General features: G+C 64.3%; 5 protein-coding genes and 2 pseudogenes. 6 read left to right on the top strand and 1 reads right to left on the bottom strand.

All coding sequences use genetic code 11. The annotated features are described in order from the left end of the window. Positions 1 to 73: 73 nt before the first annotated feature. From H1R19_RS04600 to H1R19_RS04620, 6 genes and pseudogenes are all read left to right on the top strand, one after another. Complete coding sequence (locus H1R19_RS04600) at positions 74 to 2884, top strand: PD-(D/E)XK nuclease family protein (protein WP_219850676.1); 2811 nt, start codon at positions 74 to 76, stop codon at positions 2882 to 2884. A 1-nt stretch (position 2885) separates the two neighbouring features. Further along, a complete protein-coding gene (locus H1R19_RS04605) occupies positions 2886 to 6128 on the top strand; it encodes a UvrD-helicase domain-containing protein (RefSeq protein WP_219850677.1) in 3243 nt (1080 codons plus the stop codon). A 38-nt stretch (positions 6129 to 6166) separates the two neighbouring features. Next, positions 6167 to 7741 (top strand): hypothetical protein, encoded by a 1575-nt coding sequence (locus tag H1R19_RS04610; protein WP_219850678.1) that lies wholly within the window; start codon positions 6167 to 6169, stop codon positions 7739 to 7741. Between the two features lie 811 nt (positions 7742 to 8552). Continuing rightward, on the top strand, positions 8553 to 9734 hold the full coding sequence (locus H1R19_RS04615) for a hypothetical protein (RefSeq protein WP_219850679.1): 1182 nt from the start codon (positions 8553 to 8555) through the stop codon (positions 9732 to 9734). A 369-nt stretch (positions 9735 to 10103) separates the two neighbouring features. After that, positions 10104 to 10526, top strand: a pseudogene (locus H1R19_RS23445) (LEM-3-like GIY-YIG domain-containing protein); the annotation flags it as partial. 420 nt (positions 10527 to 10946) lie between these two features. After that, a complete protein-coding gene (locus H1R19_RS04620) occupies positions 10947 to 12071 on the top strand; it encodes an ADP-ribosylglycohydrolase family protein (protein ID WP_372631870.1) in 1125 nt (374 codons plus the stop codon). Positions 12072 to 12184: 113 nt separating this feature from the next. Here H1R19_RS04620 and H1R19_RS04625 read toward each other — a convergent pair. Continuing rightward, positions 12185 to 15595, bottom strand: a pseudogene (locus H1R19_RS04625) (helicase-related protein). Positions 15596 to 15709 lie beyond the last annotated feature (114 nt).

Genomic DNA, 15709 nt, shown 5'->3' on the forward strand with positions numbered 1-15709 from the left:
GTTCGCTCGATGGGGCTGGAGAGGATTTCGCAGGTTCGGTCACCATGTCACACCCACCAGGCATGATGACCCCATGCCCACCGTGATGGACCAGTTGACGGAGGCGGTGTCCCGCGCCAAGTCCGGCTCACCGCTGACCCAGGTCACCGTCATCGTGCCGAGCCACGGCTCCGGCCGGGACGTCCTGCATCACCTGGCGCGGACGCAGGGAGTGGCCAACACCAGCGTCCTCACGCTTGCGCAGGTGGTGGACAAGCTTGCCGCACCCGCTCTCGCGCCTCGCCAACCGTTGCAGTATCCGCTCCTGGAGGCGGCGGTCCAGCGGGTCCTCGCCGACGCGCCGGGCGTCTTCGCCGACGTTGCCGACGAGCCCATCACGTCACAGGCGCTCGCGAGCGCAGCCTGGGAACTCACCGGTATCGCCGAGCCGGCGATGCAGTCGCCGACGCCCCTCGTCGCCGATCTGCTGCGTATCCATCGCGCCACCACGGAGCGTTTGACCGGCTCGTATTACCCTCAGCAGGAGGCGTATTCGGTCGCCGCCGAACGACTAGACGAGCTCGGGTCGGTGATCGTCCATCACCCGGCCGCTCACACGCCCGCCGAGCAAGCCCTTCTCCGTGAGCTCCGGCGCTGCGGCGAGACCATCGACGCGAACACCCACGTCTCACCCACCCAGGTCATCCACACCTCCGACGCCGACGACGAGATCCGCGCTGTCGTCCGGCTGGTCCGCAAACACCTCGCCAGCGGGGTGCCCGGCCACCGCATCGGCATCTTCTACGGCACCGACGACCCCTACCTGCCGCTGCTCCACGAGCACCTCACCGCCGGCCACATCGCGTTCACCGGACCCGAATGCCACACCCTCGTCGACCGTCCCACCGGTCGCGCACTACTCGGTCTGCTGGCACTCGACCACGACGCGATGCCCCGACGGGAACTGTTCACCCTCCTCGCCGAAGGCTCACTCCGACGCCCCGAACTCGACGACACGCCGATCACGCAGCCTCAAATCGAACGCCTCACGCGCAGCGACGAACCCATCGTCGGCGGTGACGACTGGGAGCGCCTCACCCGCGTCGCCGCGCACGAGAAGCACCACGCCAGGGCCGCTGCCGTCCACTCCTACGTCCGTCGCCTGCAGGCCGACCTGCGCGCTCTCGTCGACGCGCCGGACTGGGCCACCGTCGCCGGACATCTGAACACCTTGCTCGCCACCTACTTTCGCACGCCGAAACGCGAGACCGCGGTCGCAGACCTCGCCGCGATCCGCGCCGACTGCGCGGGAATCGCCCTGATGGACGGCATCGCACCGCAACCCACCGCGGCTCGGGTGCTCGACGCGGTCTCGATCCGGCTGAACGCGCACCGAGGCATGCACGGGACGTCGGGTGCAGGCGTCACGGTCGCACCGATTTCATCGGGAGTCGGCCGCGACCTCGACGTCTGCGTCGTCGTCGGTGCTGCCGAAGGCATCGTGCCCACACCCCGCCGCGACGACCCGCTTCTCCCGCCGGAACTGATCGGCATCACCGCCCGCGATCACATGGAACGCCAACGCCTCGCCTTCGCCGGTGCTGTGAGCGCCGGCCGCGCCGAACGGGTCGTCACGTTCCCGCGCGGTAACCTGCGCGGCGGCGCCGAGAAGGTACCGTCCCGCTGGCTACTCCCGGCGCTGGCCGATCTCGCCGGGCGCGACGTCGACGTCGTCAACTGGCAACGCGCGACGGAGAATTCGCCGCAGATCGTTGCAGTCGACTCCTTCGACGTCGCGGCCCAACGCGCCGACGAGCGCATCGGCGCCTCCGCGGCCTCCGACACCGAATGGCGCCTCCGCGAACTCGCCGCCGTCCCAGCAGACAGTCGTCGCGGCGCGCTCGACGATCCGATCATCAACCGTGGCATGCACATGCGCAGCGACCGCCTCAACGGCCGCTTCACCCGGTTCAACGGCAACCTGTCGTCGGTCAGCGGACTCATCACCACCTTCGATCAGCCGGTGTCGCCGACCGGCCTCGAACTGTGGGTGCAGAGCCCCTACCAGTACTTCCTCGAACACATCCTGCGCCTGCGTGCCCTCGACGACCCCGACGAGATCGCCCAGATCGACGCATTGACGCGGGGGACCCTGATCCACACCATTCTCGAGCGGTACGTCCGCGCGACCATGGACGGCGCAGAGCTCGATCTCGCCCGCCTGCGGATTGTTGCTGAAAAAGTTCTCGACGAGGCGCAGGCCAACAGTCCGGGCTGGCTCGAACAGCTGTGGGCCAAGGACCGCGGCACCATCATGCGCGACCTGGACGAATGGTTCACCCACGACCACACCGACGCCGCCGACGGTTGGCGGCCGACTCACGCGGAGGCGGACTTCGGCCTCGACGCGCCCGGCACTCACGAGGTCTCGCTGGCACTGGGCGAGAACAAGATTCGCTTCTGCGGGCAGATCGACCGCATCGATCGCCACCATGGCGGCCGCATCCGCGTCACCGACTACAAGACCGGCAAGGCCGACAAGTACAAGGACCTCGCCGAGAGCACACCCACCAACTCGGGTCTGCAATTCCAGCTTCCCGTCTACGGACTGTTCGCCCGCACCTTCGGCGCCGACGTCGAAGCTCGGTACTGGTTCATCACCAGCAAAGGCAAGTTCGCCTCGGTCGGCTACCCCGTCACCGCCGATGTCGTCGCCACCCTCATCGACGACATGACGCTCGTGCACAAGTCGATCCGGGCCGGCTACTTCCCGCCCAAGATCGAAGACACCCACTGGGACCTGCCCGTCATCGACCTCCTCGGACGTGCCGGGCTGCGACGCGCCTGGGCCGCACTGGAACACGTCGACGAACTGTCCGACTACGTGCAGAAGTACGGAGGCTGAGATGACCGCAGCACAACTCGCCGACCAGGCTGCGCGCGATCGCATCACCACCGACACCGGCGCCACCCTGTTCGTCGAAGCCGGCGCCGGCAGCGGCAAGACCCATTCGCTGGTCGGCCGCATCTGTCACCTCGTGCTGCACGACCGCATCGAACTCGACGCCGTCGCCGCCATCACCTTCACCGAGAAAGCCGCAGCCGAACTCCGCGAACGCGTGCGTGTCGAACTCGCCAGACACGACACCGACCGTGCGCGAGCCGCTCTCGAACAGATCGACACCGCAGCCATCGGGACGCTGCACGCGTTCGCGGCCTGCATCATCGGCGAGCATCCCCTCGAAGCCGGTGTGCCACCACACATCGCGGTCGTCGACGCCATGGGCTCCCAGCTGTCCTTCGAACGCCGCTGGCGTCGCATGCGCACCCGACTGTTCACCGACGACGCCCCACCCATGCTGGTCGACGCCATGGGCATCGTGATGGCCGCCGGAGCATCGCTCGACCAGATGCGCACACTCGCCGACGCGCTGGACCGCAACTGGGATCGCCTGACTCTCGACGACGACCCGCAGGGCATCGCACCCGCCGACATCGACCGCATCTTGTGGGAGACCGACGCCATCATCGACAAGCTCGACGATTGTCTCGATCCGGAGGACAAGCTCGCGGTCAAACTCGAGGAACTCCGTGAATGGCGGATCCTGGTTGCCGCGGAACGCGATTCCTTCGGGTGGGTTCCGATGGTGGACCTGTGCCCGAAGCTCGGCAACGTGGGTCGGGGGTCCGCGTGGCGCGGTGGTGTGGCGCAATGCAAAGAGATCAAGGCCGCCGCCAAGGCGCTGCGCGAGGAGATCTGCTCCGACGTGGTCGGCACCTACGTCGACGGCGCGGTGCGCGTCGTGGTCCGCCACCTGTCGGAGATCGTCCTCGAGGAGGCGCGCGAGCGGCAGCGCAGCGGCCAGCTCGAATTCCACGACCTGCTCGTCCTGGCCCGCGACGTACTCGGAAAGCCGGAGGTCGCCGCGACCGCCCATCAGCGCTACCAGCGCGTCCTCCTCGACGAGTTCCAGGACACCGATCCGCTGCAACTCACACTGGCACAACGCATCGTCGCCGGTCGAGACGAAGCCGGCCGGCTCTTCACCGTCGGCGACCCAAAACAGTCCATTTACCGCTTCCGGCGCGCCGACATCGCGGCGTACATGTCCGCGCGGGATGGCACCCCGCCCGCTGATGTCGTACAGCTGACCACCAACTTCCGGTCCACGCGGCCCGTTCTCGACTGGGTCAACGCTGTTTTCGGCCGGCTCATCGTCGCTGAGCATCACGTGCAGCCCGACTACACGCCGCTCGACCCGGCCCCGGGCCGACCCCGCTGGGACCTCTCCTGGGGGCCCAAGCCGTTCGTCTTCCCCGACACCGAGGAACCCGTCGATGACGAGGACGCACTCTCTCCCGCCGAAGCCCTCCGCGCACGCGAGTCGCGCGACGTCGCGAAGATCATCGCCACCGCCATCGAGAACGGCTGGTGCAAGGAGACATTCGACGGGGATGCGTACCAGCATGTCCCGTTGCGCTGGAAGGACATCTGCATCCTCATCCCGTCGCGCGCGGTACTGCCGTTCCTGGAGAAGAGCCTCGACGCCGCGGGCATCGAGTTCCGTTCGGAGGCATCGAGTCTGGTGTACTCGACGCAAGAGGTGCACGACCTCCTCGTCACCTGTCGCGCGTTGGCGAACACGGCAGACGAGGCCGCACTCGTCGCCGCCCTGCGTACCCCACTGTTCGGCTGCGGTGACGACGACCTGCTCCGCTGGAAAGCCGCCGACGGCCGATGGAGCATCTACGCCGACGCGCCCACCACAGAGTTGGCCGGGTCGCCGGTGGCGGCCGCATGTGCATACCTGAGGGCGCTGTCTTTGGAACTGGGGGGCCTGAACCCGGGCGCACTGCTGAGCCGCCAGGCGACGGATCGTCGGGTGTTCGAGGTGTCCATGGACTCGCCCCGTCACCGCGACGTCTGGCGGCGTCTCCGCTTCGTCATCGACCAGGCCCGCGCCTGGTACGCCGAAGACCGCGGCTCGCTGCGCGACTACATCGACTGGGCCGCCACCCAGGCCGACGAGAACGCGCGCGTCGCCGAGACCGTCCTCCCCGAGATCGGTGTCGACGCCGTGCGCATCATGACCATCCATGCCGCCAAGGGCTTACAGTTCCCGATGGTCGTCGTCGCCGGCATGAGCGGCGGATTCCGCAGCCAGCCCGAACCGCTGCTGTGGGATTATGACGAGCAGCTGCAGGCATGCGCGTCGAAGAACGTGACGTCGAAAGGCTATGAGGCAGCGGCAAAGACCGAGAAGGCGCACGCCGAGGCGGAGAAGAAGCGCCTGTTGTACGTCGCGTGCACGCGCGCCGAGAGTCACCTCGCGGTCTCCGGATACGTCGGGAAGAACGCATCCTGGGGAGCCGCGCTCGCACCCGCACTGGAGGGTTTGCCCAACGACGTCCCCGAGCTCGTCGAACCGGTCAGGCGCGACGACGAAGCGATCGCCCAGCACGAACGACAGGACTGGGTCGACTGGGCGGCAGAGACCGCTGCGATCGAGACGGCTTCGTCGCTCCGGGCCTCCTACTCGGCGACGCGGATCGTCCACGGCGTCGATGACGCCGAAGCCTCTGTTCTGCAGGGGTACCGAGATTCCGGACGGCTGACGGCGCCGGTAGCCGAACAGGTCCCGGTCGGCACCGCGAGCCCTGACAGCGGCGCGACGCTGGGTACCGCCCTGCACGCGCTGCTCGAACAGGTCGGGTTGGGTACTGCTGTCGATGACGAATTCGACGAGACTGCCCGGCGCGCGGCCGCACTCGCGGGCGTCGTCGACGCGGATCAGTTCGTGGCGCTGGCTCGGTCGGCGTTGCAGTCGGCACCGGTTCAGCGGGCTGCCGTCCGCGAGTACTGGCAGGAGATGCAGCTCGCCGGTCCCGGGCCCGACGGTGTCACCGTGGTCGAGGGCATCGCGGACCTGGTGTACCGCGACGACGACGGTTCGTTGGTCATCGTCGACTACAAGACCGACGTCGGAGTGTCCGCTGACACCCTCGAGGCGTACTGGGCGCAACTCGCGATCTACGCCGATCTGCTGCGAAATGCAACCGGGGAGAGAGTGTCTCGGCTGGAGTTGGTGTTCTGCCGGCCAGGGCAGGCGACCGTCGTCGAACGTGATGTGCGGAGTACGAAGAGGTAGAGGACGAGGACGAGGCAAGTCCGAAGCAAGGAGACCTAATGGAGAACGACGACTGGGACGCACTTCGAGAGAGTGCGTCAAGTCTGGTCGGCGAGGTGTTGGGCGCGGCCGGATGCGCAGGGAGCGCTTCGGTCGAATGGTTCCAGATCGGCTCGGAAAATGAGGCCGCCGGTCCGTACCGAATCGACCAGTCCACGAGGACAATTGGCCTCAACCGCGACATGGTGATGGAATGGCTCCGCGGCCTGTCCTGGAAGGAGGCTGAAGAACGCTTCGCGGCACTCGCACTGCGCGCGGCCGCTGCCTTGCAGTTCGGCCCGCCGGCATACGAGTGGCGGGAAGCTGCCGAGTTGCACGTCCGTTCCGAACAGGAGCAGGGGCTCGACGAGGATTACGCTCGGGCCTTCGCTGCGGCAAACCAGATCCTCGAAAACCACCGGTTGGATCAGCGTGTCCGCGATCTGATTCCCGGCGCCGGTACTCGACTGGCGGAACTTGTCCAGTTTGACCTCGAATCGCATCCGACATTCGACCTGTACCCGCGCGCCGCGATCGTCATTGGCCGACCGGACCTTCCGAACGAACTTTCCCAGCCTGCGATCGACGAGTTCGTCGACCGATTCGGCGTTGACGAGGCCAATCGGTTGACGTCGATTCTAGCCGAGTATGTCGCGCTCGAACCCGATGCAGTGGACGAGATGGTGGACACAACGGCGAGCCTGGTGTTTCAGGCGTTCCCTGAAGCGATGGGCCTCACGATGGCTGACGCGGACGTGGAGTCCGATGACCTCTGGCCTCTTCAAGGCACGCTTTCAGAGGGCGGCGGGATCGACTGGAACGACCTCGAAATGTTCGTTGTTTTGTCACTCGCACGATTCAGCGGCGAAGCCGGACTCGACTACGGGGACGCTCTCCTGATCGGGTTGGACGGGAACCCCTTGATCGGCCGACGCATCGGCGCATGGGCTCGATCCGGTGAGATCAACCTCGACTTCACCCAGTCGGGCTTCGATGATGACTCTGTTCGAAAACTCTTGGCACGCGGCTGGGAACAATTCGAGAACGCGCCCGAGAGCTTCCACAAGACCGTCACAGTTGGCGACGCGGCAAAGGTTGCCGCTGAGTTCAACTGGCTGCTCCGTGATCTTGTCGGGTTTCCAAGTACGAGCGGACTGACATTGTGGGGACGCGGGTCCGCGTCCGCCGCCGCCGCTACGTTTGGCTGGACGTCCGACACTGTCGATCCCGCCCCGGCCCCTGCGTCTCCTGTTGAGCAACGCGACGCGAGCCGGAGCGTGACCCTCCTGAACGAGCGCCGCGCGGACGGGAGTTGCCTTAAACTCGACGCCCGCATTAAACGCGACGGCTCGCTTCTGATCAGCGGACAAGACCTCGGCCCGGTAACGGCGAGCATGAGTGACGATGGCGAATACGAATACTTCTATTCGATCAACGCGGAGGACGTGCCGGCGCTAGTGGTTGCACTCGGCGGGGAACCCGACGCCGATGTCATCGATCTGCTCGAACAGCGCTGGTCCGGCGACAACGCCTACCGACTCGACGAAGCCATCCGTGCCTGCGGTGTCGAATACCGCTTCGAGAATTACCCCTGAGCGGATTCATTACTTCGGCGGATCGACGTCGGCCTTCAGCCGCCCGCGCACTTGTTCTGTGTCAGAACGGTGGCGGGTTGTTTCGGTCCCACGCGTCTTGCTGTCGACGATGGGTGTCGGTGCGGTGGTCGCGTCGTCGGTAAGTCTCTGCCGCGCCGGGTGATCGGGTGGCTGGGTCTTCAACGACGCGAACAGGTCTCGCCGGAGTATGGGTTGCCCAGGTACGTATGGCCGGTGGGAGCTTCGAACCACACGGCGAGGTACTCGTCCTGGGAGTCGCGCCACCTGCCGAAGGTTTCGATGCGGTGGTGAAACCGGCACAGTGGTTTGAGGTTGCGCTGGAGGGTTTTTCCGCGTCTCGGCTGGAGCTGGTGTTCTGTCGGCCCGGGTAAGCGGCGGTCGGCGAACGTGCTCTGCGCGCGGCCGAGCGATGAGGATCTACGTGTCGTCAGTCCACGGCTGCCGGGTCTCCCACGTGTGTGGGGCTCGGGCACGACATCGGGTAGGCGTCGCCCGGACAGTTGAACGGGGCGCGCTCCTCCGGCGAATGTCAGCGTCGTCGACTACGGTAACCCCACCGTGTGTGCTCCGGCGCCCCACGCTGAATTGACACGGACACCCACGGTGCGTCCGGGGGCTGACGCGAAGGAGCGAATGTTGCAGATGTGGCTCGACGCTATCGATGCAGCCGGTAACGGTCCCGGATCTCGGCCGACACGCTGGCCGAGCTGATGAAGGCGGCTGTCGGCTACCTCAACCAAGTAGCGATTGCGAGCGGGACAAATTAACAGGACAGAGGTTAACGTGCGCGATGTACAACATTAATCGCTTGCTCGCCGCACTTCCCGCGATTTGCGAAGCAGATCGATCGATGTCAGCGAAACTTTCGCGGTTCAGCCCAGAGCAGGCTGGTACTTATCTCGGATGGCGATTCATTCGGGATCACGGAGAGGGTAAAGTCCGGTATCCAGACGATCCCACAGAGCAGCTGCGTCTCATTGCTGACACTGTCAATCGAGAACGCGAGAGGGTCTGCGCGCTACGCGATGATGTTGGCTGGCATGGGCCGCTTTCGAATCCTGAATTGACTCTTGGAAGCCTCGTGAACCAAATCAAGTCCGCCGACGAACAACACGTTGATCAAGCGCACGAACTGCTTGACTCGTTGGTCGCCGTTGCGATGACGTCTGATGATACGTGGATAGACAATGCAACCCGGGCTGTGGAGTCCGCTGCCGACCGGGTGTCGCGATTAGAGGGTAAAGGGTCTGGCACGCCACTATCTGCCAACGCTCGCGAAGCCTATCGTTATGTCACTCGAGAACTTGGTCAGTTCGAAGACCGAAGGTGGCAGACAATCGTCGATACTGACCAAATCTTGTCCGGAGAGTTCGACGAGCTCGCGAGCCTCGCGCGACAACTCGGTCCACCCAAACCGCCCGCCGAGTACCTGGATCGGCAAATACTCCCCCCGGGCACCCGGTCGGCGTTTCAGCAGATCAAGGCTGACGAGGAGACGCGCCGGCTACGTCGGCCTCGGCCGGTGGCCTACGACGAGGACAGATTGAGTGTGCTCGAAATGGTTCAGTCAAAGATGACTGGGGTTGTAGGCCTCCAGTTTCGGCTCATTCGCCCTGACCCGTCACTGAAAGCGCGCGATACCCTGAGCGGTGCGTTATCCGACTACCACGTCCTGGTCATCATGTCTGGCGGCTCCGAGCACGCGGTGGCTGTGAGCCCCATGGCGGGTCAGGACGCGATCTATATCGTCCGAGCCGACGTGTCGAAGGAGTCGTGGCAGGACGTCCTGACAGGAACGAAACAACGAGCGCGTGCCCTGAAAGCGAAATCCCTTCGGGTCACGGGAGAACAGGGGTGGAAACACGAACAGGCGGCGGCGAAAGTTGTGGCCTATCTGACGTGTGATGCCTACAGTTTCCGCACTTCGTCGCCGGTTTACCATGAAGGGCGCTGGTCCGTCGGATTTTACTGACGCCGTGGCCGACGAATTAGAGGTTGGGGCTCTGCACTCGAGATTGCGGCGAGGGATCATGCCGAGTATCGCGAGGGTCGTCGCGCGCGAGGTTGGCAGCGGACAGAAGCCACCACTGATGGACACGAAGGAGAACCGATGACGGGAATCGCAGTCGTGGAACTGCCGGCTGACGCAGTCAGCGAGTTCACTAAGACTCTTGCTATGGAAGGTGGGCAGGCCACCACGGGTGCCGAGAACGTCCTCGAAACCGCCGCGTGGATGGCCCGATCTTCGGGACGACGCTTCCGCGATTCCAGTAGTGCGGTCGCCTCGCTCAGGGCGGGAATTGCTGGAGAAGGCGATGGCATCGGGACTCTCAGTGATCTGATGGTGTCACTACTGCGCCCTGCGCATGCTCCCGCAGCTGTTGTTCCGGACAGTGTTCCGGTCGAGGTGCGGACCAAACTGGGTGTCTACGTATACGCGCTCGTCGACTCACGAAACGGTGAGGTCTTCTATGTCGGCAAAGGCAAGGGTAATCGGGTCTATCAGCACGTCCAAGCGGCGATCGGCAATGCGAAACCAGACCGGTCTGAACTGGTCGGCTCCGAGGATTCGGAGACCACCCGCTCAGCCAAGGAGGGCCGTATTCGTGAGATCTTCCAAGAGGGCTTCGGCGTCGAACACTGGATTTTGCGGCACGCGATAGGAGGCAATTCGACCCCGGACAGTGAGGCGTTTGCAATCGAGCAAGCCATGATTGATCTGATGACCGTGGCAGGGACGACCCTCACCAACGTCCAGGGTGGCCATGTGTCGGCTGAGTTCGGTCTTCGTCGCGCCGAAGAACTTGTGACTTTGTATTCGGCCGAGCCGGTACCTGACCTTCCGCGTACGTGCGCGCTTATAAAGGTGAACGCGGCATCGCGCCCCGATGCGACACCGGACGAAATCTACGCCTGGGCGCGCGGTGACTGGAGGGCTGGAGCGATAAGAGACGTCCCTGATCTGCCGGTGTTTGTATTCGCCGACGACATCGTCCGTGCAGTTCATCGCGCGGAAAGCTGGGATCACACGCGCGACGACCGGGGTCGCCCGATTCCGAAACTATGGCGATACACCGGCGCGCCAGACGCCGAGCTGGAAGCCAAGTACGTCGGCAAGAGTCTGCGAGAGGTCAAGGCGCGTCGGCCAAGTGGGCGTTGGCGCCAGCACGGATGGCATCCGTACATCTCGAGCACACACTCGTCGGAACTTACTCCAGCAGTAGATACTCGGACCCGATACCTCGGCTGCCTGCTCGGCGGAGCGGCCGGTGATGCACTGGGTGCGCCAGTCGAGTTCATGTCCCGAACCCAGATTCTCAGTGCGTTCGGTCCGGACGGAATCAGGCAGTTTGAGCCCGCATTCGGCGGGACCGGCACGGTCACCGACGATACGCAGATGACGCTGTTCACCGCGGAGGGACTGCTGCGAAGCTGGGTTCGGGGGTGTCTGAAAGGAGTCACTTCTGAAGTGGGTGTCACCGCGCACGCCTACCTGAGGTGGTTACAGACACAGGGTGAGGAGTCGCCGAGGGATTTGATGATCGACGGGGATCCGGGATGGCTGGTCGCACACCCTGAACTGCATCACAGGCGGGAGCCTGGTAACACCTGCCTGTCCGCCCTGCGTGAAATGAGCCATCTCGGGCAGTCGGCTCGCAACGACAGCAAAGGATGCGGGGGAGTGATGCGCGTAGCTCCTGCGGGTCTGTTTACCGCGACCCTCGGTGACGGATATCCGGAGTCTTCTTCCGTCAGAGCATTCGAGCTTGGCGACGGGTTGGCGGCACTAACTCACGGACACCCGACTGGCAGGCTGACTGCGGGTGTGTTTGCTGCGGTTATTTGTTCGCTGGTTCACGGCGTCGGCTTGCGCGAAGCCGTTGACGCCGCGACAGCCGTACTCATTGAACAATCGGACCACGAGGAAACGCTCGGCGCGATTACCGCAGCGCTAGCACTTGCAGATTCCGGTGCACCACATGCGGAAGCGATCGCCAGAATTGGCCAGGGATGGGTTGCTGAAGAGGCGCTCGCCATCGCGATCTACGCTGCCTTGGTTTCGGACAGCCTTGAGCAAGGGGTGGTGATCGCCGTCAACCACGACGGCGACTCCGACTCCACCGGCGCGATCGCAGGAAGCCTCCTGGGTGCGCAGTACGGTGTCAATGCGATTCCGGCCGCGTGGTTGGAACAACTGGAACTTCGCGACGTCATCACAGAAGTTGCCACAGACCTACTCGACTTCACCCACTGGGATCTCGACGGTCGAGATGGCGGGACGATTTGGCGAAAGTACCCGGGATTCTGATGCTTCGAGTGCTTTGTGGTCGAGCGAGAGGGGTCGTTTCGCTCCTGCCGCCGCGTGCGTCGCCGACGGGAAGGTGGCCGTCGAAGTGGCGCGCGCTCGACCGCGTCGGTTGACTAGAACGGGTGGCTGCCCTTAACCCAGCTCTTGTTCCAGTCGACGCGAACCCCGGTGCTCTCGAAGTCGCCGAGATTCGTGTGCTCAAAAGGATTCTCGACGTATCGGATCTCGTCGCGTCCGAGATGGTCCGGATGGACAAGCACGAGGGCCAAGCGATAGTCGGGGCCGACGTTCTTACCGACCATGACTTCGCTGTGGGAGACGAAGATGTCGGTGGTGCCGTACACCGCGGCCTTCACCGAGATCCGGTAGGTGGTGCCGCTGGAGTCGATGGAGAGAATGTCGTAGCCAGAGCTCTGGATACCTTGCACGACGGGGTTGCGTCCGAGCGCACGCTCAGCGGCGATCACGCGTTCGACGCCGCGCCGGTCGACCGCGCTGCCGTCCCTGGCTTGCAGGAGAGCAGTCGGAGGTAGATCGTTCTCGACCATCCGCAGGGGGAGGACCAGCGCTGCGGTGAGCAGTCGCGGAGGCTTGGTCTTCATGTGCTCTTGCTGGTCGAGGAGCGAAAGACGTTCGCGCAGACGGCGATCGATCTCGACAGCCTTCCGCTTGAGGCTCTCTGAGGTTTCCCTGGGCAGCTCTCCTGCGCGTTCCTTCGACGCGGCGGCCGTCGCGTCGAGGAGTAGACGCTCGGATTCGGCGGACAGCCGCTCGGTGACAAGGGTCCTGGTCCTGGCGAGCTCAGCCGCGCGGCGTGGGCGAACTTCGGCTAGATACTCCGGTAGACGGTTGGAGACGATCCAGCTGGTCGCCTTGTCTTCGGCTTCCCCGAGCCACGGCAGCGCCCGCGCGTGATCGACCGAGGGAACATTAGGTGCCGCAGCACAATCCAAGTAGGGAGCCGGGCCAGCGGGGGTAACCGTGCCTTGGCTGTCGACATACGCGTAGCCGAAGCGACGCGCCACGGAGGTCTCGGTCCCATCGACCACCTCCTCGATCACTCCGACAAGCAGGTGGGGTTGTTCGAGATCGCGGGAGACGAGAACGGTTCCGGTGTTTAGGGCCCGACCAAGTTGATGGATGGCGCTCTCCATCATGGCGTCGTGAAGAGGATGACCCGGAGCGAGGAGATCTGCGTGGGCGAGGTTGTCGGGCTTCACCCGGGAGAGGTCGAAGCACACACGCTGATAGTGACTGGCGATCGGACCGTGTTTTCCTGCCCGGATATGTTGGGGCACAACGGGAATTTCGTACCGACCCTGCTCGCGCCGGACGGTGCGTCCACCGACACGGGCGAACGCGGTCTTGAACGCTAGCTCGATGTAATGAGGCTGCAACCGCCGCGAGTGCGCGTCGCCCATGGCTGTGCGCAACGTCGCCAAGTCCGCATCTGTCAGATGCTCGGCAGCGAGGGCGCCCTCGTCGAGAAGTTCGGTCAGGCCTTCGCCCACCGTTTGATCGATGATCTCGTCCATCTTTGACCGAACTTCTGGCAGGTCGCCGTATCTGATTGCCTCTTTCAGCAGTTCACGAAGCGGTGTTCCGGTGAACGCTTCACCGAGAACGTCGAAGACCTTGCCGCCGTAAGCCTTCCGCTGCTCGTCGATCTTGTCCAGGAGCCGCGTGAACACCTCGCCCTCACGTGTGTTGTGCGCGACGATGTTCCACAGGCGGCACACCTCCTCCTGTCCGATGCGATGGATTCGCCCGAAGCGCTGTTCGATGCGGTTGGGGTTCCAGGGCAGGTCATAGTTGACCATCAGATGTGCAGCCTGGAGGTTGAGGCCTTCGCCGGCAGCATCGGTGGCGATCAGGATCCGGCAACTGGGGTCTTTGGTGAACTCATCGGTGATCCGCCGTCGATCTGCACGACGGACACCGCCGTGAATTGCCCGAACCGCTCCGGCATGGCCGAAGAGTGCGCCGATCTTGCGCTGGAGGTACTCGAGAGTGTCGCGGTGCTCGGTGAAGACGATCAACTTTCGAGGAACGCCGTTGCTGTCAACGATGAGTGCGTGGTCCTGCAGGATCGTCGACAGCTCTGCCCACTTGCGGTCCGTCCCCGAATCGCGCACCTGCCGGGCGACCCCGGTCAGCTCGGCGAGCTCGGCGAGCTCGGCGTTCAGTTCCGCCAGGGTTTGCGACGCGGTGGCGGAGTCGAGCAACAATTCTTCGAGGTTTTCGAGTTCCTCTGAGTTGAGGTCGTCGGCGTAGATGCTGTCCTCGTTGATGAGCGGGGCCGCCTCGCGAAACGTACCGTTCTGAATTTCGATCTTGCGCCGTTCGAGGCGGGCGGTGCGCCGTCGCAAGCTCTGGTAGATGGCTTCGGGACTCGATGCGAGTCGCCGTTGGAGCACGGTCATCGCGAACCCGACTGTGTTCTTGCGCTTGCCATCGAGCCGGTCGGCTCGGTTCATGCCCTCTCGGACATAGGCGGTGACCTTTTCATACAGTCGTACTCGCGTTCGGTGAGTTCCTACGGAACGGTCTGGGCGATGCGTTCGGGGAAGAGTTTCCTGCCCTCGAATGTCAGCAGGTCTTCCTTGACCATGCGGCGCATGATGCCGTCCGTGTTCGCGGTTTTGCTGTTCTTGCCTGCGAAGCGGTCGCGGTCGATCAGGCTCAGGAAGAGCTGGAAGTCCTCCTCCTTGCCGGAATGGGGAGTGGCGGTCATCAGGAGGAAGTGGCGGGTGATGGTGCCGAGCATCTCTCCGAGCAGGAAACGCTTGGTCTTCTCGACCTTGTTGCCGAAGTAGTGGGCACCCATCCGGTGCGCCTCGTCGACGATGATCAGGTCCCATTCGGTTTCTCTGAGTTGCTTCTGGAGCTGCTCGTTGCGAGAGAGCTGATCCATTCGCGCGATGAGCAGCGGATGGCTATCGAAGGCATTGACGTCGACGGGGCTGTCGAAGACTTGCGTGGTCAACTGCTCGAACCGCAACCCGAACTTGAAGTACAGCTCGTCCTGCCATTGCTCAACCAGGCCGCCAGGCGCGACGATCAGGCACCGGTGCACGTCGTCACGAAGGACCAACTCTTTGATGTACAGGCCTGCCATGATCGTCTTGCCTGCACCCGGATCGTCCGCGAGAAGGAAACGCAAGGGGGTGCGAGGCAGGAGTGCACCGTAGACAGCACGGATCTGATGCGGCAGGGGACGGACATCACTGGTCGCGACGGCGAGCATGGGGTCGAAGAGTCCCGCCAGCTGGATTCGCTGAACTTCCGCGACGAGCTTGAAGTCCGCCGCCGGCGCGTCGAACGCCCGACTGCCGCTGGTTGCGACCGACAGGGCAGCCTCCGTCCTTGCGGAAGACGACCTGCTGTCCCAGCCCGCCGGAGGTGGTCTTGTAGGTGAGCTCGACAGCGTCGGCGCCGTGGGCCTGGGCGGCGAGGACTGTGACAACCTGGCCGGGAATCACACCTTGTATCCGCAGGCCGGCCTTCAGATCTTCGAGCAGCAACTTCATCCTCCACGTCGACGGCCAAGCCTAGCCGCGTTGGTTAGGCCCTACGGCGGTCAGGGAGCTTCAGAGTGGTCAGGGCGCTTGGATATCCTCACCTCGACGTAGAGCGAG

Origin of the sequence: Gordonia jinghuaiqii, from assembly GCF_014041935.1 — a bacterium.
GTDB lineage: Bacteria > Actinomycetota > Actinomycetes > Mycobacteriales > Mycobacteriaceae > Gordonia > Gordonia jinghuaiqii.

Bases quoted from the DNA above. Each gene is read 5' to 3' on its own strand.
- H1R19_RS04600 (WP_219850676.1), top strand. From the start codon at position 74: ATGCCCACCGTGATGGACCAGTTGACGGAGGCGGTGTCCCGCGCCAAG.
- H1R19_RS04605 (WP_219850677.1), top strand. From the start codon at position 2,886: ATGACCGCAGCACAACTCGCCGACCAGGCTGCGCGCGATCGCATCACC.
- H1R19_RS04610 (WP_219850678.1), top strand. From the start codon at position 6,167: ATGGAGAACGACGACTGGGACGCACTTCGAGAGAGTGCGTCAAGTCTG.
- H1R19_RS04615 (WP_219850679.1), top strand. From the start codon at position 8,553: ATGTACAACATTAATCGCTTGCTCGCCGCACTTCCCGCGATTTGCGAA.